The organism is Isoptericola sp. F-RaC21 (genome assembly GCF_038593535.1).
Lineage (GTDB): Bacteria > Actinomycetota > Actinomycetes > Actinomycetales > Cellulomonadaceae > Isoptericola.
In genome coordinates this window covers 104,427-127,552 of record NZ_JBCFYX010000002.1, presented here as the reverse complement: position 1 = coordinate 127,552, position 23,126 = coordinate 104,427, and the positions used below count along the sequence as shown (strand labels likewise).

General features: G+C 74.3%; 23 protein-coding genes. 11 read left to right on the top strand and 12 right to left on the bottom strand.

Going from position 1 to position 23,126, the window contains the following annotated elements; translation table 11 throughout:
- The first annotated feature begins 54 nt into the window (after window positions 1-54).
- The 3 genes from AAG589_RS05930 to AAG589_RS05920 all read left to right on the top strand — a co-directional run bounded on the left by AAG589_RS05930 (window position 55) and on the right by AAG589_RS05920 (window position 3,702).
- Window positions 55-1,446 carry a TrkH family potassium uptake protein gene (locus tag AAG589_RS05930; protein ID WP_430566352.1) on the top strand — a complete coding sequence of 464 codons (1,392 nt, stop codon included), beginning with the start codon at window positions 55-57 and terminating at the stop codon, window positions 1,444-1,446.
- A 35-nt stretch (window positions 1,447-1,481) separates the two neighbouring features.
- Entirely contained in the window at window positions 1,482-2,153 is a 672-nt protein-coding gene (locus AAG589_RS05925; RefSeq protein ID WP_430566351.1) for a potassium channel family protein, read from the top strand.
- Window positions 2,154-2,313: 160 nt separating this feature from the next.
- Window positions 2,314-3,702: a phytase gene (locus tag AAG589_RS05920; protein WP_430566350.1), complete on the top strand. Its 1,389-nt coding sequence runs from the start codon at window positions 2,314-2,316 to the stop codon at window positions 3,700-3,702.
- A 72-nt stretch (window positions 3,703-3,774) separates the two neighbouring features.
- Here AAG589_RS05920 and AAG589_RS05915 read toward each other — a convergent pair whose 3' ends face one another.
- From AAG589_RS05915 to AAG589_RS05890, 6 genes are all read right to left on the bottom strand, one after another.
- A complete protein-coding gene (locus AAG589_RS05915) occupies window positions 3,775-4,497 on the bottom strand; it encodes an ABC transporter permease (protein WP_430566349.1) in 723 nt (240 codons plus the stop codon).
- Complete coding sequence (locus AAG589_RS05910) at window positions 4,494-5,249, bottom strand: ABC transporter ATP-binding protein (protein WP_430566348.1); 756 nt, start codon at window positions 5,247-5,249, stop codon at window positions 4,494-4,496. The genes AAG589_RS05915 and AAG589_RS05910 overlap by 4 nt, the downstream gene beginning before the upstream one ends.
- Window positions 5,239-5,910: a TetR/AcrR family transcriptional regulator gene (locus AAG589_RS05905; RefSeq protein ID WP_430566347.1), complete on the bottom strand. Its 672-nt coding sequence runs from the start codon at window positions 5,908-5,910 to the stop codon at window positions 5,239-5,241. Before AAG589_RS05905 ends, AAG589_RS05910 begins: the two co-directional genes overlap by 11 nt.
- A gap of 19 nt (window positions 5,911-5,929) precedes the next feature.
- A complete protein-coding gene (gene proC / locus AAG589_RS05900; RefSeq protein WP_430566346.1) occupies window positions 5,930-6,793 on the bottom strand; it encodes a pyrroline-5-carboxylate reductase in 864 nt (287 codons plus the stop codon).
- A gap of 47 nt (window positions 6,794-6,840) precedes the next feature.
- A complete protein-coding gene (locus AAG589_RS05895; protein WP_430566345.1) occupies window positions 6,841-7,470 on the bottom strand; it encodes a hypothetical protein in 630 nt (209 codons plus the stop codon).
- Window positions 7,471-7,591: 121 nt separating this feature from the next.
- Window positions 7,592-8,311, bottom strand: coding sequence for a DUF2087 domain-containing protein (locus tag AAG589_RS05890; RefSeq protein WP_430566344.1), 720 nt, complete (start codon window positions 8,309-8,311; stop codon window positions 7,592-7,594).
- A 53-nt stretch (window positions 8,312-8,364) separates the two neighbouring features.
- Here AAG589_RS05890 and radA point away from each other — a divergent pair, with 53 nt between their 5' ends.
- Window positions 8,365-9,795, top strand: a complete 1,431-nt coding sequence (gene radA, locus AAG589_RS05885) for a DNA repair protein RadA (protein ID WP_430566343.1) — start codon at window positions 8,365-8,367, stop codon at window positions 9,793-9,795.
- A 24-nt stretch (window positions 9,796-9,819) separates the two neighbouring features.
- Entirely contained in the window at window positions 9,820-10,905 is a 1,086-nt protein-coding gene (disA, locus tag AAG589_RS05880) for a DNA integrity scanning diadenylate cyclase DisA (protein WP_430566342.1), read from the top strand.
- Window positions 10,906-10,932: 27 nt separating this feature from the next.
- Here disA and AAG589_RS05875 read toward each other — a convergent pair whose 3' ends face one another.
- Together AAG589_RS05875 and AAG589_RS05870 are read right to left on the bottom strand one after the other, a co-directional pair.
- On the bottom strand, window positions 10,933-11,382 hold the full coding sequence (locus AAG589_RS05875) for a GNAT family N-acetyltransferase (protein ID WP_430566341.1): 450 nt from the start codon (window positions 11,380-11,382) through the stop codon (window positions 10,933-10,935).
- A 59-nt stretch (window positions 11,383-11,441) separates the two neighbouring features.
- Window positions 11,442-12,188 carry a hypothetical protein gene (locus tag AAG589_RS05870; RefSeq protein ID WP_430566340.1) on the bottom strand — a complete coding sequence of 249 codons (747 nt, stop codon included), beginning with the start codon at window positions 12,186-12,188 and terminating at the stop codon, window positions 11,442-11,444.
- Window positions 12,189-12,916: 728 nt separating this feature from the next.
- Between AAG589_RS05870 and AAG589_RS05865 the strand changes: the two genes are divergently transcribed.
- Window positions 12,917-13,840, top strand: coding sequence for an A/G-specific adenine glycosylase (locus tag AAG589_RS05865; RefSeq protein WP_430566339.1), 924 nt, complete (start codon window positions 12,917-12,919; stop codon window positions 13,838-13,840).
- A gap of 78 nt (window positions 13,841-13,918) precedes the next feature.
- Here AAG589_RS05865 and AAG589_RS05860 read toward each other — a convergent pair whose 3' ends face one another.
- Complete coding sequence (locus tag AAG589_RS05860; protein WP_430566338.1) at window positions 13,919-14,464, bottom strand: amino-acid N-acetyltransferase; 546 nt, start codon at window positions 14,462-14,464, stop codon at window positions 13,919-13,921.
- Window positions 14,465-14,521: 57 nt separating this feature from the next.
- The gene (locus AAG589_RS05855; RefSeq protein ID WP_430566337.1) at window positions 14,522-15,475 is read right to left on the bottom strand and encodes a sugar-binding transcriptional regulator; all 954 of its coding nucleotides are present in this window, start codon (window positions 15,473-15,475) and stop codon (window positions 14,522-14,524) included.
- A 100-nt stretch (window positions 15,476-15,575) separates the two neighbouring features.
- Between AAG589_RS05855 and AAG589_RS05850 the strand changes: the two genes are divergently transcribed.
- From AAG589_RS05850 to glpK, 3 genes are all read left to right on the top strand, one after another.
- Window positions 15,576-17,321 (top strand): glycerol-3-phosphate dehydrogenase/oxidase, encoded by a 1,746-nt coding sequence (locus tag AAG589_RS05850; protein WP_430566336.1) that lies wholly within the window; start codon window positions 15,576-15,578, stop codon window positions 17,319-17,321.
- A 113-nt stretch (window positions 17,322-17,434) separates the two neighbouring features.
- A complete protein-coding gene (locus AAG589_RS05845) occupies window positions 17,435-18,196 on the top strand; it encodes an MIP/aquaporin family protein (RefSeq protein ID WP_430566335.1) in 762 nt (253 codons plus the stop codon).
- Window positions 18,197-18,270: 74 nt separating this feature from the next.
- On the top strand, window positions 18,271-19,785 hold the full coding sequence (gene glpK / locus AAG589_RS05840) for a glycerol kinase GlpK (protein WP_430566334.1): 1,515 nt from the start codon (window positions 18,271-18,273) through the stop codon (window positions 19,783-19,785).
- A 205-nt stretch (window positions 19,786-19,990) separates the two neighbouring features.
- Here the strand turns inward: glpK and AAG589_RS05835 are convergent, their stop codons facing one another.
- Together AAG589_RS05835 and AAG589_RS05830 are read right to left on the bottom strand one after the other, a co-directional pair.
- Window positions 19,991-20,587 (bottom strand): TetR/AcrR family transcriptional regulator, encoded by a 597-nt coding sequence (locus AAG589_RS05835; RefSeq protein WP_430566333.1) that lies wholly within the window; start codon window positions 20,585-20,587, stop codon window positions 19,991-19,993.
- A complete protein-coding gene (locus AAG589_RS05830) occupies window positions 20,571-21,296 on the bottom strand; it encodes a YqeB family protein (protein WP_430566332.1) in 726 nt (241 codons plus the stop codon). The genes AAG589_RS05835 and AAG589_RS05830 overlap by 17 nt, the downstream gene beginning before the upstream one ends.
- A 56-nt stretch (window positions 21,297-21,352) precedes the next feature.
- On the opposite strand from AAG589_RS05830, the gene AAG589_RS05825 reads away from it, so the two are divergent.
- Together AAG589_RS05825 and AAG589_RS05820 are read left to right on the top strand one after the other, a co-directional pair.
- A complete protein-coding gene (locus tag AAG589_RS05825; protein WP_430566331.1) occupies window positions 21,353-22,657 on the top strand; it encodes an alpha/beta fold hydrolase in 1,305 nt (434 codons plus the stop codon).
- 48 nt (window positions 22,658-22,705) lie between these two features.
- Window positions 22,706-23,125 carry a hypothetical protein gene (locus AAG589_RS05820; RefSeq protein ID WP_430566330.1) on the top strand — a complete coding sequence of 140 codons (420 nt, stop codon included), beginning with the start codon at window positions 22,706-22,708 and terminating at the stop codon, window positions 23,123-23,125.
- The last annotated feature ends 1 nt before the right edge of the window (window position 23,126 follow it).

The following is a 23,126-nucleotide window of genomic DNA, read 5'->3' as shown; positions in this document are numbered from 1 at the left end:
TAGCCGACGTCGTGGCAGGCTGTGCCCAGCGACTGAGGGGCGAGAGGGGGCACGGTGCCGAGGACGTGGGGCGGTCGCGCGCTCGCGCTGCGCGGATGGGCCAACCGGGCGGCCCGCGAGTACCCCGCCCGGCTGGCGATGACGGTCTTCGCGGCCGTCATCACCGTCATCTGGCTGCTGCTCCTCACGCCCTGGGCGACGACGTCGGGCCGGGGGGCGTCGGTCGTCGACGCCCTGTTCACGGCGACGTCCGCCGTCTGCGTCACCGGCCTCGTCGTGCAGGACACCGCGACCTACTGGTCGGAGTTCGGGCACGTCGTCATCCTCGTCGGCATCAAGGTGGGCGGCCTGGGCGTGATGACGCTGGCCTCGCTGCTGGGCCTCGCGGTATCCCGACGGCTCGGCCTCACGCAGAAGCTGCTGACCGCCTCGGAGACGAAGACGGAGCGGCTCGGCGAGGTCGGCGCGCTGCTGCGGACGATCATCATCACCGCCACGAGCATCGAGCTGATCCTCTCGCTGCTGCTGTTCCCGCGCTTCCTCGTCCTCGGCGACCACGCCGGGATCGCCGCGTGGCACGCCCTGTTCTACGGCATCTCGTCGTTCAACAACGCCGGGTTCGTGCCGACGCCGGACGGCCTGCTCCCCTTCTCCTCCGACTGGTTCGTGCTGGTGCCGATCGCGCTGGGCGTTTTCATCGGCTCGCTCGGCTTCCCCGTCATCCTCAACGTGATCACCAACCGGCGCCGCAAGCACAAGCACTGGGTGCGCGCCCTGTCCCTGCACACCAAGCTCACGGTGACCACGAGCCTCGCGCTCCTCGTGTCCGGGGCGATCCTCATCGGCGCGCTGGAGTGGAACAACCCGGCGACCTTCGGCGAGCAGAGCTTCTCGACCAAGATCCTCTCGTCGGTGTTCGCGTCGGTGATGCCCCGCTCGGCGGGCTTCAGCTCCGTGCCCGTGCACGAGATGACCCAGGAGACCTGGCTGCTCACCGACGCCCTGATGTTCGTGGGCGGCGGCTCGGCGTCGACCGCGGGCGGCATCAAGGTCACGACGTTCGCCGTCATGCTGCTCGCGATCGTCGCCGAGGCCCGCGGCGACGCCGACACCGAGGTGTTCGGCCGGCGCATCCCCCGCGACACGCTGCGGCTGTCCATCGCGGTGGTCTTCGTGGGCGCGACCGCCGTGCTCGTGTCGTGCCTCGCGCTGCTGCGCATGACCGACCTGCGGCTGTCCGAGGCGCTGTTCGAGGTGATCTCCGCCTACGCCACGGTGGGCCTGTCCACCGGCGTCACGGCGTCCCTGCCCGACGCCGCGAAGTACCTGCTCGCCGCCCTCATGTTCGTCGGGCGCGTGGGCGTCATCTCGCTGCTCGGCGCCCTGGCCCTGCGCGACCGGCGCCGCATCGTACGCTTCCCCGAGGAACGCCCGATCATCGGGTGACCTCGTACCGACGACCGGCCTGACGGAGGAGAACCGTGGCGGACAAGAAGGCTCCCGCGCGCGACGCGGGCGTGCTCGTGATCGGGCTCGGCCGCTTCGGCTCCTCGCTCGCGACGACGCTGGACCGGCTGGGGCAGGACGTGCTCGCCGTCGAGCGCGACGAGAAGCTCGTGGCGCAGTGGTCCGGCCGGCTGCCGCTGGTCGAGGCGGACGCCGCGGAGGCGGAGGCGCTGGTCCAGCTCGGCGCGAAGGACTTCGGCGTCGCGGTGGTGGGCGTGGGCACGGAGCTCGAGGCGTCCGTGCTCATCACCGCGAACCTCGTGGACCTCGGCACCCCGCAGATCTGGGCCAAGGCCATCTCCGCGGAGCACGGCCGCATCCTCACCCGCATCGGCGCACACCACGTCGTCTACCCGGAGGCCGACGCCGGCTCCCGCGTGGCGCACCTCGTGAGCGGCAAGATGCTCGACTACATCGAGGTGGAGGACGGCTTCACCATCGTGAAGATGCGCCCGCCGAAGGAGATGCAGGGCTTCACGCTCGCCCAGTCCGACATCCGCAAGCGGTACGGCGTCACCGTCATCGGCGTGAAGTCGCCCGGCGTGGAGTTCCAGTACGCGACGCCCGAGACGCGCGTCAGCGCCAACGACCTGCTCGTCTGCTCCGGGCACGCCGACCTGCTGGAGCGGTTCTCGGCGCGGCCCTGACCCCCTCCGCCGGTTGAGCCTGTCGAAACCCGGATCCGGGTCTCGACAAGCTCACCCAGCGGGGGCCAGGTCTCGACGGGCTCGACCGACGAGGCATGTTCCGCCCACGTTCACCGGCGGGACACCGGAGCGTCGACCGCGCGGGCCAGAGTTCCCGTCCATGCGATCACCCCGACGCGCCGCCCTGCCGGCGCTCCTGCTGCTGCCCGCCGTCGCCCTCGTCCCCGCATCGGCGGCGTGGGGTCACCCGGGGCACGGCGACCACGGACACCACGGGAACGACGTGGCCACCGTGACGACCGACGTCGAGACGCCCGTACTGTACGACGACGAGGCGGGCGGCAACGCCTCCGGCGACGACCCGGCGATCTGGGTGCACCCGGACGACGCGGACGAGTCGCTGGTGCTGGCCACGGCCAAGGAGGGCGGCCTGCGCGTGTACGACGCCGACGGCGACGAGCTGCAGGCCGTCGCCGCCGACCCGGCGCCCCGGGCGGACGGCGTCGCCGGCCGCTACAACAACGTCGACATCACCTACGGGCTCGAGGTCGGCGGCGAGACGGTGGACGTCGCCGTCGTCTCCGACCGCTACAACGACCAGCTGCGTCTCTTCGCGATCGACGCGGACGGCGCCGACGCGGACGCGCCGCTCACCGAGATCACCGCGCCCGAGCAGCCGTTCCTGTTCCAGCCGGACCGGGAGGGCGTCGGCTCCGAGCACACGGCGTACGGGCTGGCGGTCTGGCAGGACGGCGACGACGCGTACGCGGTCGTGACGCAGGAAGGCACCACGCGCGTCGCCACCGCGCGCCTCGTCCCCGGCGACGACGGCACCGTCGGGTACGACGACGTGGAGCACCTCGACCTGCCCGCGTCGTTCGACCTGCCCGACGGCAGCACCTGGACGCCGTGCGAGGAGCCGGGCACCGGCCCCCAGCTCGAGGGGCTGTCCGTCGACCAGCGCACCGGCACCCTGTACGCCGCGCAGGAGGACGTCGGGCTGTGGAAGCTGCGGCTCCCGCTCGGCTCGGGCACCCCGTCGCTCGTCGACACCGTCACGGACTTCGGCGTCCAGGACGCCTACGACCCGCAGACCGAGGAGTGCTCGCCAGCCGACGGCTCGTCGCAGGAGCAGGCGGTAGCGAAGAACCCGTTCGGCGGCGACCTGCTGACCGCCGACGCCGAGGGCGTGGACGTCTACCACGGCCCCGGCCGCACGGGCTACGTCATCGTCTCCAGCCAGGGCGACGACACCTACGCCGTCTACTCGACCACGGGCCGCAACAAGGCCCTCGGCTCGTTCCGGGTCGAGGGCACCGGAGGCGTCGACGACGTCAACGGCTCCGACGGGCTCGCCGTCACGCACCGCCCGGTGGGCGACTTCGACGAGGGCCTGCTGGTCACGCACGACGAGCCGGAGACCGGCGCGGACGTCGAGGACGGCCGCGGCGACGCCACCGGGTTCTCGTACGTCGACTGGGAGGACGTCGCGGACGAGCTCGGGCTGGTGGTCAGCACCCGCGCCGGGAACGATCCGCGCTTCCGCTGATCACCACCCGCTGGTCGAGCCTGTCGAAACCCGGTGAGGTGGTTTCGACAGGCTCAACCCACGCGGTGGGCGTCAGGCAGTGCGGCGCCGCAGGGTAGCGATGCCGAGGACGACGGCGCCGACGATGAACAGCACGATGGCACCCACGGCGCCCCGGACGTCGACCCACTCGCCGCCGGCGGCCAAGGTCTGCATCGCGTCGACGGCGTAGGTGAGCGGGAACACCCGCGAGAGCCACTCGAGCACCTCGGGCATCTGGTCGCGCGGCATGAGCAGGCCGCAGGTGATGAGCTGGGGAAAGATGATCGCCGGCATCATCTGCACGGCCTGGAACTCGGTGCGCGCGAGGGCGGAGGCCGCCAGGCCCATGCAGCAGCCGAGGACGGCGTCGAGCATGCCGACGACGAGCACCAGCCACAGCGGGCCGAGCACGTCCATCCCGACGGCGAGCGCGAAGCCCACGACCACCAGCGACTGCAGCAGGGCGAGCCCGGCGAAGGCGAGCGCGTAGCCGGCCACGAAGTCGCCCTTGCGCAGCGGCGTCGTCATCAGCCGCTCGAGGGTGCCCGACTGCCGCTCGCGCAGCGTGGCGACGCTCGTGACGAGGAACATCACGACGAGCGGGAACAGCCCCACGAGCATCGGGCCGAACTGGTCGAGCACGGGGGTGCCGTCGAACATCCACGCGATGAGCCCGAGCAGAAGGCAGGGCAGCACGAGGATGAGCGCGACCGTGCGGCGGTCGAACCGGAGCTGGGCCAGCACGCGGCCCGCGGTCGTGGTGGTGAGCGTCATCGGGACCCCTCCCCGGTCGTGGCGGCCCGCTGGTCGATGAGGGCGAGGAAGGCGCGCTCCGCGTCGGGCGCGCCGGTGGTGGCGAGCAGCTCGGCCGGGGTGGTGTCGGCGACGAGCGTCCCGTCGCGCAGCAGCAGGAGCCGGTCGCACTGGGTGGCCTCGTCCATGACGTGGCTGGAGACCAGCAGGGCGCGGCCCTCGCCCGCGAGACGGCGGAACATCGCCCACAGGTCGCGGCGCAGCACGGGGTCGAGGCCGACCGTGGGCTCGTCCAGCACGAGCAGCTCGGGGTCGGCGACCAGCGCGGCCGCGAGGGAGACCCGGGAGCGCTCGCCCCCCGACAGCGTGCCGACGCGCTGCTTCTCGTGCCCGCCCAGGTCGACGGCGGCGACGGCGCGCCGTACCGCGGCCTCCGCCCCGGCGCGCGGCAGGCCGGCCAGCTCGGCGAAGTACCGCAGGTTCTGCACCACCGTGAGGTCCGCGTACACGGACGCGGCCTGCGTCACGTAGCCGACGCGGCGGCGCAGACCGGGCGAGCCGGCCGGCTCGCCGAGCACCGTCACCTCGCCCGTCACGCGCGCCTGGACGCCGACGACGGCGCGCAGCAGCGTCGTCTTGCCCGAGCCGGACGGCCCGAGCAGGCCCACCACCTGGCCGGCGGGCACCGACACGTCGAGCCCGTCGATGATCGTGCGGCCGCCGCGCTCGACGCGGAGCCCCCGGACCCGCACCGCGGCGTCGTTATTCCCCATGTGGGGAATTGTGCTCCTCGTCCGGGGACGGCGCAATGCCCGCGGGCAGGTCTGCCGTGAGGTAGCGCTGCACGGTCGGGCCGACGAGGGCCGCGACGCGCGCCGGCGGCAGGGACGCCAGCGGGTCGATCGGCACGAGGAAGCGCGTCATGAGCACCCCCGCCACCTGGGACGCGACGAGCGCCGTCCGCAGCCGCGCGTCGGCGACGTCGAGCCGCCGCACCAGCGGGCCGAGGATCTCCGCGCCGAGGAACTGCGGCAGCAGGCCGCGCAGCCCCGGGTCCGTCATCACGGCGGGGATGACCAGCCGCACGGTGGTGCCGCCGTCCGCGTCCCACAGCTCGACGACCGCCCGCACCAGCCGCTCCCCCAGGCCGTCGACCGGCCCCTCGGCCGCCGCCCGGACGACCGTCGCGGGGTCGACGTCCGCCAGGCCGAGCGCCGCGGTGAACAGGCGTGTCTTGTCGCCGAACCAGTGCCGCACCGTGCCCGGGTCGACGCCCGCGCGCCGCGCGACCGACCGGACGGACGACGCCTCGTAGCCCCGTTCGCGGAACTCCTCCCGCGCGCCGGCGAGCACGAGGTCGCGCGTGTCCTGGCCCGCGGGCCGGCGCCCCCGCCGCGCGGACCCCGCCCCGTCGTCCGTCCGAACGCCCGTCACGACCGGCTCCCGACCCGGCTCAGCCGTGCTCGGCGGCGAGCTCGCGCGACCGGTCGCGCGCCGCCTCCAGCGCGTCGAGGAACGCGGCGCGCACGCCGCCGTCGTCGAGCTTGCGCAGGGCGGCGACCGTGGTGCCGCCGGGCGAGGAGACCTTCTCGCGCAGCAGCACGGGGTGCTCCCCGGTCTCGTCGAGCAGCTTCGCCGAGCCCAGCACGGTCTCGACGGCGAGGCGCCGGGCGACGTCGCGCGTCAGGCCCAGCAGCACGCCGGCCTCCGCCATGGCGTCGACCACGTAGAACACGTAGGCCGGGCCCGAGCCCGCGAGCGCGCCGAACGCGTCGATGTCCTTCTCCGCGACGCGGAAGACGTGCCCGGAGCCGGCGAGCACCTGCTCGACCAGCGCGATGTCGTCCTCCCGCGCCGCGCTGCCGCCGACGACGGCGGTGACCCCCGCGCCCACCAGGGCGGGGGTGTTGGGCATCGCCCGGACGACGGGCGTCCCGGCGGGCAGCCGCTGCTCGAAGAACGACAGCGGCAGGCCGGCGGCGACGCTGACGACGACGGCGCCCGGCTCCAGGGCGTCCGCCACGCGGTCGAGCATCGCGCCCACGTCCTTGGGCTTCACGCCGATGACGACGACGTGCGCCCCCGCGACCGCGGCGACGTTGTCCGTCGTGGCGCGGACCCCGAACCGCTCGGTGAGGTGCTCCCCGCGCTCGGTCCGGCGGGAGGTGGCCACCACGTCCTGCGGCACGACGCCGGCGGACAGGGCGCCCGCCAGCACCGCCTCGCCCATGTTCCCCGTCCCGAGGAACGCCATCTTCACGCCGCCCACCCGGCTGTTCGTCGGGGCTCCGGCTTGCTCGTCAGTCTGCTCGCTCACGGGCACCACGGTACGTCGCCGCGGGTGCTGGAGACCGGGCGGCGGACCTAGAGCGGGTAGGCGGAGTAGAAGTCCTCGACCAGGTCCGCCGGGCCCGTGGCCTGCAGCACCGCGGTGCCGTTGCGCCACGTCACGACGGCGGTGCCCTCGGTCGAGCCGGGAGTCACGACGTACGCGCCGGTCGTCTCGCCCTTGACCGCGACCTCTCCCTCGCCGGTCGGCTCGCCGGCCGCCTTGACCAGGGCCTCGTACGCGCCGGTGGCCGCGTCGTCGTCCTCCCACTGCCCGGCGTGCACCTCGACCGTCGTCGCGCCCTCGCCGTCACCGTCCGCGTAGACGAGCTGCCACGACTCGACGGCGTCCGCGTCGTCCTCCCAGGACTTGTCCTCGGTGACCGCGCGCAGCGCGAGCGCCAGCACCGAGTCCGGCTGCGCCTTGACGAACGCCGTCTGCCCCTCCTCCGGCCGACCGCTGGGCGAGATCGTCGGCGTCGGCACCGGGGCCGTCACCGTCGCCTGGGGCTCCGGCTCCTCGCGCGCGAACCCCGGCCACACGAACGCCGTCAGCAGCACGACCAGCAGCACCAGCGCGCCCGCGGCCGCCGCCACCACGATGCGCCGGCGGCGGAACACCTCCGGCGACGGGCGGCCGTTCCCGCCCGTGCGTGCCTGGCTCACGATGTCCTCCTGCGGGGTCGGCGGCGGTGCACCCCGCAGCCTAGGGGCGCCCGGTCCCGATTCGGCCGCGCCAGGGGCCGTGTGTCGGTCGCGCGTCGGCCTGCGCGCCCGCACCGCACGCTCAGCGCAGCAGCAGCTCGACATCGGGGTGGTCGGCGAAGACCTCCAGGACCAGCTCGGCGTAGGTCGTGCCGCGCCCGGCCTCGAGGTCGTCCAGCCGCCGCTGGAACAGCGCCGCGTCGAACCGCGGGTCGGCGATCTTCGCCCGGTAGTACTCGCGGGTCGCGGCGAAGCCGAGAGCATCTCGCGAGCGGGCGAAGTCGTGCCAGACGACGGCGAGGCGGTCCGCGCCGTGCGCCGCGCCGATGCCGCCGTGCAGCAGGTCGCTCAGCGCGTCGAGGCTCGGCCCGAGGTCCCAGTCCTCGCCAGCCATGAACACGCGGTTCAGCTCGTCGTAGAGCGCGGCGATCGAGTCGATCCGGGCGCCGTCGAGGTGGAACGTGCGACGGACGCCGGCGTCGGTGACGACGTCCTCGAACGCGGCGACCCGGTCGTGCTCGGTCAGCTCCGTGCGCCAGTACTCCGCGCCGTCGCGGGTGCGGTGCACGAGGCCCAGGTCGACGAGGGCGCGCCGCACGCCCACCGGGTCGTCCACGAGCTCCGCCAGCCGGTCGGTGAGCTCCCGCTCCCCCACGGTGTCGAGGAGCGTCGGCAGCACGGCGTGCGCGAGCCAGCGCGCCACCGCCCGGCGGTGCTCCCGCCGACGGGGCATCGCCGGGAGGCGGCCGTCGTGCAGGAAGCGGCTCACGTCCGCCGGCGCGGGCGTCGCGTCGTCGACCATGTCGCCATCGTCGCGCACCCCGTTGTCGGTGCCGACCCCTAGCGTCGGACGACGTGAGCACCACGACGTCGTCCCGCACCCGCGCCAAGCAGTCGCGCCCCGGCTACCGCTGCACCGAGTGCGGGTGGACCACCCCCAAGTGGGTGGGCCGCTGCGGCGAGTGCCAGGAGTGGGGCACGGTGACCGACGAGGGCCCCGCCGCGACGGGGCCGCGCACCGTCGCGGTCAGCCCGGGCCGCACCCCGGCGAGGCCCATCGGGGACATCGACGTCGCCGCCGCGCAGGCGGCGCCCACGCAGGTCGCGGAGCTGGACCGGGTGCTCGGCGGCGGGCTCGTGCCCGGCGCCGTCGTGCTGCTGGCGGGCGAGCCGGGCGTCGGCAAGTCGACCCTGCTGCTCGACGTCGCCGCCACCTACGCGCGCGGCGCCGACGGCCGCGACGCCCGCACCGTGCTGTACGTGACGGGCGAGGAGTCGGCCGGGCAGGTGCGGCTGCGCGCCGAGCGCGTCGGGGCCCTGGCCCCCACGCTGCTGCTCGCCGCCGAGACCGACCTGGGCACGGTGCTCGGCCACGTCGAGGCCAACGAGCCCGACCTCCTCGTCGTCGACTCCGTGCAGACCATCGCGTCGTCCGAGGTGGACGGCGCCCCCGGCGGCGTGAGCCAGGTGCGCGAGGTCGCGGCGTCGCTCATCGCCGTGGCCAAGTCGCGGCAGGTGCCCGTGCTGCTGGTCGGCCACGTCACGAAGGACGGCACGGTGGCCGGGCCGCGCACGCTGGAGCACCTGGTCGACGTCGTGTGCCAGTTCGAGGGCGACCGGCACTCCCGGCTGCGGATGGTCCGCGCGGTGAAGAACCGGTACGGCCCCACCGACGAGGTCGGCTGCTTCGAGCTGTCCGAGGCGGGGATCGTCGGGCTGAGCGACCCGAGCGGCCTGTTCCTCTCCCACCTCGGCGCGGGTGTGCCGGGCACCTGCGTCACCGTGACGCTCGAGGGCCGGCGCCCGCTCGCCCTCGAGCTCCAGTCCCTCGTCGCGCCGTCGCCCCTGGCCAACCCGCGGCGCACCACCAGCGGCGTCGAGTCGTCGCGGCTCGCGATGATCCTCGCCGTCCTGCACCGGCACGCGGGCCTGCGCCTCGCCGACCAGGACGTGTACGTCTCCACGATCGGCGGCGCGCGGGTCACCGAGCCCGCCGCCGACCTGGCCACGGCCCTGGCGATCGTCTCCGCGCGGACGGGCGAGCCGCTGCCCACCGGCACCGTCGCGCTCGGCGAGGTCGGCCTCGCGGGCGACATCCGGCCGGTCACCGGCCTGGACCGCCGGGTCGGCGAGGCCGCCCGCCTCGGCTTCGTGCGCGCCGTCGTCCCCGCCGGGTCGTCGGTCAAGGCGCCCGCCGGGATGCAGCTCCTGGAGGCCCGGCACCTCGCCGAGGCGGTCGAGCTCGCGGGGGTCGGCGTCCGATCGGCGGATCGCCGGGGCGAGTGACCCCTGACGTCGTAGGATTCCCCCGTGGCTCCCTCCTCCGTGCACTCCGATGCCCTGCTCCGGGAGACGCTTGCCGCGGTCGCCCCCGGCACCGAGCTGCGCGACGGTCTCGAGCGCATCCTGCGCGGGCGCACGGGTGCGCTCATCGTGCTCGGCCTCGACAAGACGGTCGAGCAGATGTGCTCCGGCGGCTTCGAGCTGGACGTCCAGTTCTCCGCCACCCGGCTGCGTGAGCTGTCGAAGATGGACGGCGCGTGCGTGCTCGACCACGACGCCACCCGCATCCGCCGCGCCGCCGTCCAGCTGCTGCCCGACCCGTCGATCGAGACCAGCGAGTCCGGCACCCGGCACCGCACCGCCGAGCGCGTGGCCAAGCAGTCCGGCCTCCCCGTGATCTCGGTCAGCCAGTCCATGCGGATCATCGCCATCTACGTCGGGGCGCACCGGCACGTCCTCGAGGACCCGGACACGATCCTCGGCCGCGCCAACCAGGCGCTGGCCACCCTCGAGCGGTACCGCTCCCGCCTCGACGAGGTGTCCGGCACCCTGTCCGCGCTGGAGATCGAGGACCTCGTCACCGTGCGCGACGTGTGCTCCGTCGTCCAGCGCCTCGAGATGGTGCGCCGGATCTCCGAGGAGATCGACGGGTACGTCGTCGAGCTCGGCGCCGACGGCCGCCTCCTCGCCCTCCAGCTCGACGAGCTCATCGGCGGCATCGGCGCCGACCGCGACTTCGTCGTGCGGGACTACGTGGAGCTCGAGCGAGGCGGCCGCACCCTCGCCGGCGTGCACGCCGACCTCGCCGCCCTCGACTCCGCCCAGCTGCTCGACCTCGGTCACATCGGCCGCGTCCTCGAGCTGCCCGGCGGGGGCGTCGCCCTCGACGCCGCCGTCGCGCCGCACGGCTACCGCCTGCTGTCCAAGGTGCCGCGCCTGCCCAATGCCATCATCGAGCGGCTCGTCGGACACTTCGGCGGGCTGCAGAAGCTCCTCGCCGCGAGCGTCGACGACCTCATGGCCGTCGACGGGGTGGGCGAGCAGCGTGCCCGCGCCGTGCGCGAGGGCCTGTCGCGCCTCGCGGAGTCCAGCATCCTCGAGCGGTACGTCTGACCGCTCGCGGCGGCGTCGCCGACCCGCTCACCCCCGCAGCGGACGGCTCCACGCGACCTCCCGGTCGAGCTGACCGGTCCGGCGGAACAACAGCACCTGCTGCGCGTCCGGCAGCGCCGCGGCCAGCGCGTGGGTCGTCGTACGGGTGAAGCCCAGCCGCTGCCAGAACGGCCCGGACCGGCGGGAGAACAGCCACGCCGTCACCGCCCCGGACTCCGCGGCCCGCTCGACGGCGAACGTCGCGGCCGCGAGCCCGGCGCCCCGGCCGCGCAGGTCCGGACGCACGGCGGTGCTGCGGACGAGGGCGTGGCGGCCGTCCGCGCTGAGCTCGTAGCCCGCGCTCGCCGCGATGCCCGCGTCGTCGCGCCGGGCCCACAGGTGCACCGCGGGCGCGTCCAGGCCCGCGACCGTGAGGTCCGCGCCGCGCAGGAAGGCGCTCAGGTCGGGGACGTCACCGGGGCGGACGGGTTCGAGCACGCCCGCACGGTAGCCGAGGGCGCGCGCACGGCGCCGGGAGGTCCACCGACCCCGGGCGGTCAGTCGGTCGCGGCCTTCTCGTCCGCGGCGGCCTTCTCGTCGCCCTCGTCCTTCGCGTCGCGGTCCGCCGCATCGGCCGCGTCGTCGCCGACCTTCTCGTCGCCCGTCTTGTCGTCGCTCTTCGCGGCGTCGCCCGACGCCGTGCCGTCGTCGGCGTCCCCGGTGTCCTTGGCGTCGTCGGAGTGCGGCTTGGCCTTCGCCGCGACGGTGAACGTCACGGGCTCGCTGGTGGCGCCCGGCACGTCCTCCAGCGAGGCGGTGGCCTGGTAGGTGCCCGCCCCGACGGCCGGCGCCTTCTTCGCGCAGCCCTGGACGGACTTCCAGTGCACCTCGCCCGCGTCGACGCCCTCGGGTCCGAGCAGCAGCGGTCGTGACCCGTCGACGCAGTCGGCGGACGACCAGACCTTCTCCTTGCCGGTCTCGTCGGTGATCGTCACGGCGCGGCTGGCGGCGGCGCCGTCGAACAGGCACGGCACGCGCCCCACGTTCGTGACGCGCACCATGAAGGACATCGGCGAGCCCTCGGTGACCGTCGTCGCGCTCGCGGACAGGCCCAGCTCCACGTCGTCCGCGCGGCAGGTCGTGGCGGGGCCGCCGACGTCCAGCGGCTCGGGCGCCGCGACCTTGTCGGCGGGCAGGCTCTCGGGGCCGGCGAGCAGGCTCCGGGCGCCGTCGACGACCCGCCCGAGGCCGTAGCCCCCGGCCACGCCCACCGCGCACAGCAGCACGACGACCAGCATCGACACGACCAGCGAGCGTCGGCCGCGTCGCGGCGCCGCCGTCCGGCGGCTCGTGGTGCGGCGGGACGACGTCGAGCGGGCTCCCGCGCGCGACGCCCCCGGGGCCACCAGCCGCGACGTCGTGACGACGCGCCGGTCTCCCCGGCGCGCCCCCTGCGAGCGGGACGACGACGCCGACCGCGAGGTCCCCGACCGACCCGTCGACGACCGACCCGTCGACGACCGAGCACTCGACGACCGGGCGCTCGACGGCTTCGCGCTCGAGGACCGGGTGCTCGACGACCGCGCAGCTGACGACCGGCCGCCCGAGCCGCCGGCGGAGGACCGCCCGGACGCCGTCGCTCCGCCCCGCCCGGACCGCTGCGGCGCGCCCTTCGCGGTGCCCTTCGAGGTGCTCTTCGACGTCCCCTTCGCGGTGCTCCGCGGCGCGCCCTTCGCGCTCCCCGTCGCCTTGCCGCGCGTCGCTCCGCCGGACCGCCCCGACGACGCGGAGCCCGTCCGACCGCTGCCGGAGCGCGCGCCGGAGCCGCGCGAGGTGCCGGCACCTCGACGCCCGTCGTCCGCACGTGCCACGGGCCATCCCTCCGTCTCGTTCGTGCCGCGGCGCCACCGTACGACGCGGTCCCCCACCTGCGGCGGAGCCGCGCCGCCGCGCCCCGCCGCCGAGTTGTCAGGGTCACGGGACGGTATACGCGGCGCTGGCCCTGACAGCTCGTGGGCCAGAATGGGGCACCGTGCCGACCGTCCCCGCCCCGCCCCGCTCGACGTCGCCCGCGCCGGGCACCACGGACGCGCTCGTCGCGCGCACCGTCGCGTGGTTCGACGACGCCGCGCGCGACCTGCCCTGGCGGCGCCCGGACCGCACGGCGTGGGGCGTGCTCGTCAGCGAGGTGATGCTGCAGCAGACGCCGGTGGTGCGCGTCGAGCCGGTGTGGCGCGCGTGGATGGAACGCTGGCCGACCCCCGCGGACCTCGCCGCCGCGCCCACCGCCGACGTGCTGCGGGCGTGGGACCGGCTCGGCTACCCGCGCCGGGCGCTGCGCCTGCAGCAGTGCGCGGCCGCGATCGCCCGCCGCCACGACGGCACGGTCCCCGACGACGAGGACGCGCTGCGGGCCCTGCCCGGGATCGGCGAGTACACGGCCGCCGCCGTGCGCGCGTTCGCGTTCGGGCGCCGCTCCGTCGTCGTCGACACCAACGTGCGCCGCGTGCTCGCCCGCACGCTGGGCGGCGCCGCGCTCGGCGCGCCCTCCCCCACCGCCGCGGAGCGCGACCTCGCCGCCCGGGTCGTGCCCGACGACGACGCGCGCGCCGCGCGCTGGGCGGCGGCGTCGATGGAGCTCGGCGCCGTGGTGTGCACCGCGCGGGCGCCGCGCTGCGGGGCCTGCCCCGTCGCCGACCTGTGCGCCTGGCGCGCCGCCAGCCACCCGCCGGACCCGCACGCGCACCGTCGGCGCACCCAGGCCTGGCACGGCACCGACCGGCAGGTGCGCGGGCGGGTCATGGCCGCGCTGCGGGCCGCCGTCGACCCCGTGCCCCGCGCGCTGCTCGCCGACTCCGGCCCGGACCAGGCCCAGGTCGACCGCTGCCTCGGCGGCCTGGTCGAGGACGGGCTCGTCGAGCAGGACGACGCCGGGCGGTACCACCTGCCCGCCTGATGCCCGCCCTCCGTTGCGGGTGGGATCGTGGCCCTCTTCTCGCCGATCTCGGGGCCACCGGCCCACCCACAACGGTGATCAGAGCTCGAGCAGCATCCGCGTGTTGCCGAGGGTGTTGGGCTTCACGCGCGCCAGGTCCAGGAACTCGGCGACGCCGTCGTCGTGGGAGCGCAGCAGCTCGGCGTACACGTCGGCGTCGACGGGCGTGCCGTCGATCTCACGGAACCCGTGCGTGCGGAAGAAGCCCACCTCGAACGTCAGGCAGAACACCCGGCGCAGCCCGAGCCGGCGCGCCCGGTCGACCAGCCCCTCGACGATCGCGTGCCCGACGCCGCGGCCGCGCCACGCCGGGTCGGCGGCGAGGGTGCGCACCTCGGCGAGGTCGTCCCACATGACGTGCAGCGCCCCGCACCCCACGACTCCCCCGTCGACGTCCGCGGCGACGAGGAACTCCTGCACGGACTCGTAGTAGCCGACCATCTCCTTGGCCAGCAGGATGCGGCGCTCGGCGTACGGCTCCACCAGGCGGCGCACCGCCCGCATGTCGGCCGGCATCGCGGAGCGGACGGCGAACGACGCGCCGTGGTCCTGGGGCCGGCGGTCCGCGGGCGGTTCCGGAAGCACGCCGTCACTCTACGAGCGGGACCCCCGCGCGGCGCGGGCGTCCCGGTGCACGGACGTTCACGCTTCCTCCACGAGCGCGGCCGCCGTGACCTCGTCGATCACGAGGTCGGTGACGACGCCGGCCGCGAGCGCCGCCCGCAGGGGCGCCACCTTGTTGTCGCCCGCGACGGCGCACAGCCGCCGCGGGATGCGCCGCAGCTCGGCGGGCGCCGGCCCGGTGGCGCGGGCGTTGAGGGGGATGTCGCGGTAGGTGCCGTCGCCGCGCACGAAGACCGTGCACACGTCGCCGACGACGCCCTCGGCGTCCAGCACGGCCACGTCGTCCGGCTCGAGATAGCCCGCGGAGTACACGTGGGACGGCACGCCGCCGGTGAGGGCGCCGACCGAGAACAGCGCGATGTCGGCGCGCCCCTGGACGTCGAGCACGCGCCGCACGGAGCGCTCCCGCCACATCGCGGCCTTGGTCTCGGCGAAGTCGAAGAACGCGGGCACCGGGAAGTAGTGGACGGAGGCGTCGAAGGCGGTGCCGAACCCGGAGATGAGGTCGCCGGCGTAGCTCATGCCCGAGGTGCGCGTGTTGGCCGCGCCGTTGAGCTGCACGACGGCGGAGCCGCGGGTCGGCTTGTGCGGCAGGTGCTCGGTGATCGCGGCAAGGGTGGTGCCCCAGGCCACGCCGAGCACCATGTCGGAGTCGAACCAGCGCGCCAGCAGCCGCGCGGTGGTGATGGACACCTGCTGGAGCCGGTCGTCGTCGGAGGCCGAGTCCGAGACGGGCACCACGTACGCGTCGATGCCGTGCCGCTCGGCGATCTCCTGGCCGAGTCCGGGCGCCCGCGAGGGGCCGGGACGCAGGGTGATCTCGACGACGCCGGTGTCCCGCGCCCGCTTGATGAGGCGGGACACCGTGGAGCGGGACGTGCGCAGGTGGCGCGCGATCGTCTCCATCTTCATGTCCTGCAGGTAGTACATCGTCGCGGCCATCACCACGTCGCGTTCCCGATACGTCGCCATGCCGTCCAGGATCTCACCCTGCACGTTCGTGCACCCAGGTTGCGCGGACGTGCTGGCGGTGCTGCTCTGGGAGCGTCGTCGTCGATCGGAAGGAACCCCGATGGCCTCCACCCGGCTCACGGCCGAGTCACGTACCCAGGCTCTCGCCGCGCTCAAGGGCTCGCAGACCCCCAGTGGCGAGCTCGACGTGCTCGTCGTCGGCGGCGGTGTCACCGGCGCGGGCATCGCGCTCGACGCCGCCACCCGCGGCCTGTCGACCGCCATCGTCGAGGCGCAGGACTGGGCGTCGGGCACGTCCAGCCGCAGCAGCAAGCTGGTGCACGGCGGGCTGCGCTACCTGCAGATGCTCGACTTCCACCTCGTCAAGGAGGCGCTCACCGAGCGGGACCTCCTCCTCAAGGACATCGCCCCGCACCTGGTCAAGCCGGTGCCGTTCCTCTACCCGCTCGAGCACCGGCTGTGGGAGCGCGCGTACGTCGGCGCCGGCATCGCGCTGTACGACACGCTCGCGTCGCTCGCCCCCGGCCGCCGCGCCATGCCCCTGCACCGGCACCTGTCCCGGCGGCGGATGGCCAGCAAGTTCCCCGACCTCGCGCACGACGCCGCCATCGGGGCCGTGCAGTACTGGGACGCGTCCGTCGACGACGCCCGCCTCGTGGCCACCCTCGTGCGCACGGCGGTCAGCTACGGCGCGCACGCCGCGTCCCGCACCCAGGTCGTGGCGCTCACCAAGGGCGCCACCGGAGCGGTGAACGGCGCCGTCCTGGTCGACCTGGAGACCGGCGAGGAGATCAACGTCCGCGCCCGGCACGTCATCAACGCGACCGGCGTCTGGACGGAGGACACCGAGGCGCTCGCCGGCGACTCCGGCGGCCTGCGGGTGCTGGCCTCCAAGGGCGTGCACATCGTCGTCCCCCGCGAGCGCATCAAGGGCTCGGTCGGCCTGATCCTGCAGACCGAGAAGTCCGTGCTGTTCGTCATCCCGTGGTCCCGGTACTGGGTGGTCGGCACCACCGACACCCCGTGGAACCAGGACCCGACGCACCCCATCGCCACGGCGCAGGACATCGACTACATCCTCGACCACGCGAACGCCGTGCTGGCCCACCCGCTGTCCCGCGACGACATCATCGGCACGTACGCCGGGCTACGCCCCCTGCTGCAGCCCGGTACCAAGGAGGGCACCAGCTCGGCCAAGGTGTCGCGCGAGCACACCGTCGCCAGCCCGGTGCCCGGCCTCACCGTCATCGCGGGCGGCAAGCTCACCACCTACCGCGTGATGGCGAAGGACGCCGTGGACTTCGCCATCGGGCAGCGCGCCGCCGCGCTGCCGTCGATCACCGACAAGATCCCCCTGCTCGGCGCGGTCGGGCTGCAGGCCACCCGCCGGCTCGCCCGCACCTGGGCGGCGCGGTACGGCTGGACGCCGCCGATGGTCGACCACCTGCTGCACCGGTACGGGTCGTCGCTGCGCCAGCTCGTCGACCTGTGCGAGCAGGACCCGTCGCTCGCGCGCCCGCTCGAGCACGCCCCCGCGTACCTGCGCGCCGAGATCCACTACGGCGTCAGCCACGAGGGCGCCCTGCACCTCGAGGACCTGCTGCTGCACCGCACCCGCCTCGTCTACGAGGTCGAGGACCGCGGCCTGGCCGCGCTGCCCGAGATCGCCGACATCGCCGCGCCGCTGCTCGGCTGGGACGACGCGACCCGGCAGGCCGAGATCGACGCCTACACCGCCCGCGCCCAGGCCGAGGACGCGGCGGAGTCCGAGCCCGACGACGCCAGCGCGGAGGCCGCGCGCCTCCGCGCCCCCGACGTCGCCGCCATGCAGCCCCTGCGGGGCTGATCCCGACCCCGGCCGGGAGACCGGCCGGGCACTCCCGCAGGGCGCCGCCCGTCGCGGGTGCTCTCCGACCCCGGGGAGGACAACGTGGTCCCTCAAGAGAAAGAGAACCGACGATGGACTCATTGATCATGCAGGCGTTCTGGTCCGAGATCCTCGGGACCGCGACGCTGATCCTGCTGGGCGCCGGCGTCGTCGCCAACGTGGTGCTCCCGAGGACGAAGGGCTTCGACGGCGGCTGGCTGCTCGTCAACTTCGGGTGGGGCCTCGCGGTCTTCGCGGGCGTCTTCACCGCGTACAAGTCGGGCGCGCACCTCAACCCGGCCGTGACGATCGGGCTCTACTCGGCGCAGCAGCCGTTCGCGACGCTCACCGGGCCCGAGGGCCGGGTCACCGCCACGATCGAGCCGACCGTGAGCAACATGTTCATCTACTTCGCGGCGGAGATGATCGGCGCCATCATCGGCGCGGTGCTCGCCTTCATCGCGTACAAGAAGCACTTCGACCAGGACGCCCCCGGCGCCACCAAGCTCGCGGTGTTCTCGACCGGGCCGGAGCTGCGCTCCTACGGCTGGAACTTCATCACCGAGGTCATCGCGACCTTCGTGCTCGTGTTCTTCGTCGTCGTCTCGGGCAAGACGCCGTCCGGGCTCGGGCCGCTCGGCGTCGCACTCATCGTGGTCGCGATCGGCGCCAGCCTCGGTGGCCCGACCGGGTACGCCATCAACCCCGCCCGAGACCTCGGGCCCCGCATCGCGCACGCGTTCCTGCCGATCAAGGGCAAGGGGTCCAGCGACTGGGCGTACGCCTGGGTGCCCGTCGCCGGCCCGCTCGTGGGCGGCGTGCTCGCCGGCCTCCTGGGCTCGGTCTACTCCTGACAGACCCCGCCGGCCGGGCCGCCCGGCCCGGCCGGCACCCCGCACCACCCACACCGACGTGAAGGGCAACCCCCATGGCTGACTACGTCCTCGCCATCGACCAGGGCACGACGAGCTCGCGTGCCATCGTCTTCGACCACTCCGGCCGGATCGTCTCCTCCGGCCAGCTCGAGCACGACCAGATCTTCCCCAAGGCGGGCTGGGTCGAGCACAACGCCGAGCAGATCTGGACCAACGTCCGCGAGGTCGTCGGCCTCGCGCTGACGCGCGGCAACCTGGCGCACACCGACCTCGCCGCGATCGGCATCACCAACCAGCGCGAGACCGCGGTCGTGTGGGACAAGAACACCGGCAAGCCGGTCTACAACGCGATCGTCTGGCAGGACACGCGCACGCAGGCGATCGTCGACGAGCTCGGCGGCTCCGAGGGCGCCGACAAGTACAAGTCGATCGTCGGGCTCCCCCTGGCGACCTACTTCTCCGGCCCCAAGGTGAAGTGGATCCTCGACAACGTCGAGGGCACGCGCGAGGCCGCGGAGAAGGGCGACCTGCTGTTCGGCAACACCGACACGTGGGTGCTGTGGAACATGACGGGCGGGCCCGAGGGCGGCGTGCACGTCACCGACGTCACCAACGCGTCGCGCACCATGCTCATGGACCTCGACACCCTCAGCTGGCGCGAGGACATCGCCGCGGACATGGGCATCCCGATGTCGATGCTGCCCGAGATCCGCTCCTCCTCCGAGGTGTACGGGCAGGGTCGCGCCCGCGGCATGGTTCCCGGCGTGCCGATCGCCGGCATCCTCGGCGACCAGCAGGCCGCGACCTTCGGCCAGGCCTGCTTCGAGGTCGGTACCGCGAAGAACACCTACGGCACCGGCAACTTCATGCTCCTCAACACGGGCACGGAGAAGGTGCCGAGCAAGAACGGCCTGCTCACCACCGTCTGCTACAAGATCGGCGACGCCCCCCAGGTGTACGCCCTCGAGGGCTCCATCGCCGTCACCGGCTCCCTCATCCAGTGGCTGCGCGACAACCTCGGCATGTTCGAGGACGCCCCCGACGTCGAGTGGCTGGCCCGCAAGGTCGAGGACAACGGCGGCGCGTACTTCGTGCCCGCGTTCTCCGGCCTCTTCGCGCCGTACTGGCGCCCCGACGCGCGCGGCGCGCTCGTCGGCCTCACCCGGTACGTCAACCGCAACCACATCGCGCGGGCCGCCCTGGAGGCCGTGGCCTACCAGACCCGCGAGGTCGTGGACGCCATGAAGCTCGACTCCGGCGTGCAGCTCACCGAGCTCAAGGTGGACGGCGGCATGGTGGCCAACGAGCTGCTCATGCAGTTCCAGGCCGACCAGCTCGGCGTCGACGTCGTGCGCCCCAAGGTCGCCGAGACGACCGCGCTCGGCGCCGCCTACGCCGCCGGCATCGCCGTCGGCTTCTGGAAGGGCGAGGAGGACGTCACCGCCAACTGGGCGGAGGACAAGCGGTGGTCGCCGGCCATGGCCGAGGACGAGCGCGAGCGCCTCTACCGGTCGTGGAAGAAGGCCGTCACGAAGACCTTCGACTGGGTGGATGCTGACGTGCAGTAGTCGTTCTTGAGCCCGCGGCGGGGAGGAACGTCGTGCGGGCGGTCGCGTTCACGGGCGCCAGGGCGCCCTCCACTTCGGGACTTCTACGACCGCCCGCACGACGTTCCTCCCCGCCGCTCTGCGTCCGGCCTGCAGCCCATGGTGGGTGCTGCTGGCCGGTGCTGTGCTCCGCAGGTGAACGGCGGGGCGTCAGGAGCTCGATCCGTCAGGCGGGGCGGAGGAAGGACTCCGCCGTGGTGAGGAGGAGGGCGCGCTCGCCGGCGACGGTGAAGTCGGGGTCCGTCGCGACGCGCTCGAGGAAGCCGCCCGACAGCAGGACGAGCCACGAGGCGACGCGGGGCGGCGCGAGGTCGGTGCGGATCTCGCCGGCGGCCTGGCCGCGCTCGATCCACGGCAGCAGCAGGTCGCGCTGGGCGCGGTCGTCGGCGGCCAGGGCGTCCGCGACGGCGGGCAGGTGCATGACGCCGGCGACGGCGCGCACGAAGCCGGGGATGCGGGGGTCGGCGGCGTCGTCGGCCCACGAGCCCAGCAGCTCGAGCAGGACGGCGAGCGGATCCGTGCGGCCGTCCAGCGCCGCCGCCTTCTCGACCGTGTCGGCCGTGCCGAGCTCGAGGATCGCCACCACCAGCTCCGTCTTGGTGGCGAAGTAGTGGAAGAACGTGCCCGACCCGATCCCCGCGCGCCGGCAGATGGCGGCCGTCGTCGCACCCTCGTAGCCACGCTCCGCCAGCACCGTCAGCGCGGCCTCGATGATCTGCAGGCGGCGCGCCTCGTGGCGCTCCGGGTCAACCCTGCGCGCCACGGGGCCCGTCCGCGGAGTCCGTCGGAGCGCCGACGTCGAGCCGGCGCACCTGGAGCCGGTCGTCCCGGACGCGCGCGGCCAGGCCGTGCGCCGCGAGTGCGCCGTCGACCTCCGCGACGGCCGCGGCGTCCTTGCGCTCCGCGAGCCGTCGCCGCAGCAGCGCGTGCTCGTCCGACGAGAACCCGGGGCGCCCGTCCACCCATCGCTGGTACGCGTCCTCGTAGGGGTCGGCGTCGCGCCACGGCCAGCCGTGGGCCTCGAACGCTGCCCGGAGTTCCGCCGGGCGCAGCGTGTCCGCGTCCAGTCGGGCCCGCGGGGCGCCGGTCGCCCCGAGGAGGACGAGGTACCGGCCGTCGCGGAAGACGTCGGCGACCTCGCCCCGCTCGACCCACCCCTCGCGCCCGTCCGTCCTGTGCTCCAGGTGGTCGTCGGCGACGTCCAGCTCGAGCGCCTCGACGTAGGCGTGGTAGCCGACGTAGCCGGCCGCGGCGATCCCGAGCGCGCCCAGCACCGGCACCGACCACGACCAGGGCATGTCCGCGAGAACGTCGACCAGGCCGTGCAGCGGCAGCGGCGTCCCGTCGCTCGCCTCGCGCACCCAGCGAGCGAGCGGCGGGAGGACGAAGCCGAGCCCGACGGCGACCGGGAGCGCCACGAGGCCGATCAGGACGGGGACGGAGCGGCCCTGACGGACCTGGGTGGTCGACACGAGAGCAATTATTGGAGTGCGCACTCCATGAATGCAACCGGCCTACGCTGGGCCCCGTGAGCGAGTACACCCTGCCCGGCATCCACGTCACCGACCGCACCCTGCAGGTGCCGCTGGACTGGTCGCGACCGGACGACGGCCGCACGATCTCGCTCTTCGTGCGCGAGCTGGTGGACCCGACCAGGCGGCGCGACGACCTGCCGCTGCTCGTCTTCCTGCAGGGCGGCCCGGGCGGCAAGGGCCCGCGCCCCACGGGCCCCGACGGCTGGGTGGGCGAGGCCCTCAAGCGGTTCCGCGTGGTGCTGCTCGACCAGCGCGGCACCGGCCGCTCGACGGCGGTCCGCGCGGGCGCGCTCACCGCGCTGGGCTCCGCCGACGCCCAGGCCGAGCACCTGACGCACTTCCGCGCGGACTCGATCGTCGCCGACGCCGAGCACGTGCGGAAGACGGTGTACGGCGGGCGCCGCTGGTCCACGCTGGGCCAGTCGTACGGCGGGTTCCTCACGCTCACCTACCTGTCGCGCGCGCCCGAGGGCGTCGCGGCGTCGTACGTCACCGGCGGCCTCGCCGGGCTGACCGCGAGCGCCGAGGACGTCTACCGCCGCACCCAGCCGCGCGTCGCCGCCAAGAACGCGCTCTACCGCGAGCGATACCCCGACGACGTCGACCGCGTCGCGCGCATCGCCGAGCGGATCGGCGCGGGCGACGTGCACCTGCCCGGCGGCGACCTGCTCAGCGTCGAGCGGTTCCAGACCCTCGGCATGGCCTTCGGCATGGGCCCCGGCTTCGAGCGCGTGCACTGGATCGTGGACGAGGCGTTCGACGACGTCCCGGGCCGCGAGGACGAGCTGACCGACACGTTCCTCGCCGAGGTGGAGGCCGCCACGGGCTTCGCCACCAACCCCATGTACGCCGTCCTGCACGAGACGATCTACGCGCAGTCCGGCACCGGCGCCACCGCGTGGGCGGCGCAGCGCGTGCGCGACGACGACCCGGGCTTCGCGCCGTCGGCCCGGCCGCTGCTGTTCACCGGCGAGATGATCTACCCCTGGATGTTCGAGCAGCTCGCCGAGCTGCGGCCGTTCTGCGCGGCCGCGGAGGCGCTGGCGGCGCGCGAGGACTGGGGCGACCTGTACGACCTGGACGCGCTGGCCGCCAACGAGGCCCCGCTCGAGGCCGCCGTCTACCACGACGACATGTTCGTGGATGCCGGCCTCTCGCTGGAGACGGCGTCGCGCGTCGGGAACGCCCGCGCCTGGGTGACCAACGAGTTCGAGCACGACGGGCTGCGCCTGGGCGACGTCTTCCCCCGGCTCCTCGCCCGCATGGACGCCCGCGGCGGCGCCCTGCCGGCGGCCTAGCCCGGATTTCCTCTGTCCGGCGGCCCGCCGGCGCGGCATCCTGCCCGTATGGCAGGAGCACGGGAAGAGCGGACCTTCGGCTGGTTCGCCTACGCGCCGCTGTCCGGGGCGGTCTTTCCGCCGGACGCGGACGCCGAGCCGGTGCCCGCACCGGCCTCGACCATCCGTGACCGGTTCACCGTGCGCCTCATGAACGAGTACTCCGTCGACTGGCCGCTGTGGGCGAAGGCAGGCGACGACGGGCTCCCGGCGTCCCTCGACGATGCGATCGACGACGCCCTCGCCGGCCGGCTCCGTGCCTGGGCGGCCACGTTCCAGGAGCACTTCGACCCGTTCGACGGCTGGGACGACCCCCGCGTCGCGGCCACGCACCGCGCCGAGGGTGAGGCGCTGCGCGACGCGCTCGGGGCGGCGCTCCCCGAGCCGTGGATCGTCGAGCTGGACTACTGGGAGACCTCGGGCGCGTAGG

Excerpts from the sequence above, each read along its gene's own strand:
- AAG589_RS05920 (WP_430566350.1), top strand. The coding sequence starts at position 2,314 with ATGCGATCACCCCGACGCGCCGCCCTGCCGGCGCTCCTGCTGCTGCCC.
- AAG589_RS05915 (WP_430566349.1), bottom strand. The coding sequence starts at position 4,497 with ATGACGCTCACCACCACGACCGCGGGCCGCGTGCTGGCCCAGCTCCGG.
- AAG589_RS05910 (WP_430566348.1), bottom strand. The coding sequence starts at position 5,249 with ATGGGGAATAACGACGCCGCGGTGCGGGTCCGGGGGCTCCGCGTCGAG.
- AAG589_RS05890 (WP_430566344.1), bottom strand. The coding sequence starts at position 8,311 with ATGGTCGACGACGCGACGCCCGCGCCGGCGGACGTGAGCCGCTTCCTG.
- AAG589_RS05855 (WP_430566337.1), bottom strand. The coding sequence starts at position 15,475 with ATGGCGACGTATCGGGAACGCGACGTGGTGATGGCCGCGACGATGTAC.
- AAG589_RS05850 (WP_430566336.1), top strand. The coding sequence starts at position 15,576 with ATGGCCTCCACCCGGCTCACGGCCGAGTCACGTACCCAGGCTCTCGCC.
- AAG589_RS05845 (WP_430566335.1), top strand. The coding sequence starts at position 17,435 with ATGGACTCATTGATCATGCAGGCGTTCTGGTCCGAGATCCTCGGGACC.
- glpK (WP_430566334.1), top strand. The coding sequence starts at position 18,271 with ATGGCTGACTACGTCCTCGCCATCGACCAGGGCACGACGAGCTCGCGT.
- AAG589_RS05820 (WP_430566330.1), top strand. The coding sequence starts at position 22,706 with ATGGCAGGAGCACGGGAAGAGCGGACCTTCGGCTGGTTCGCCTACGCG.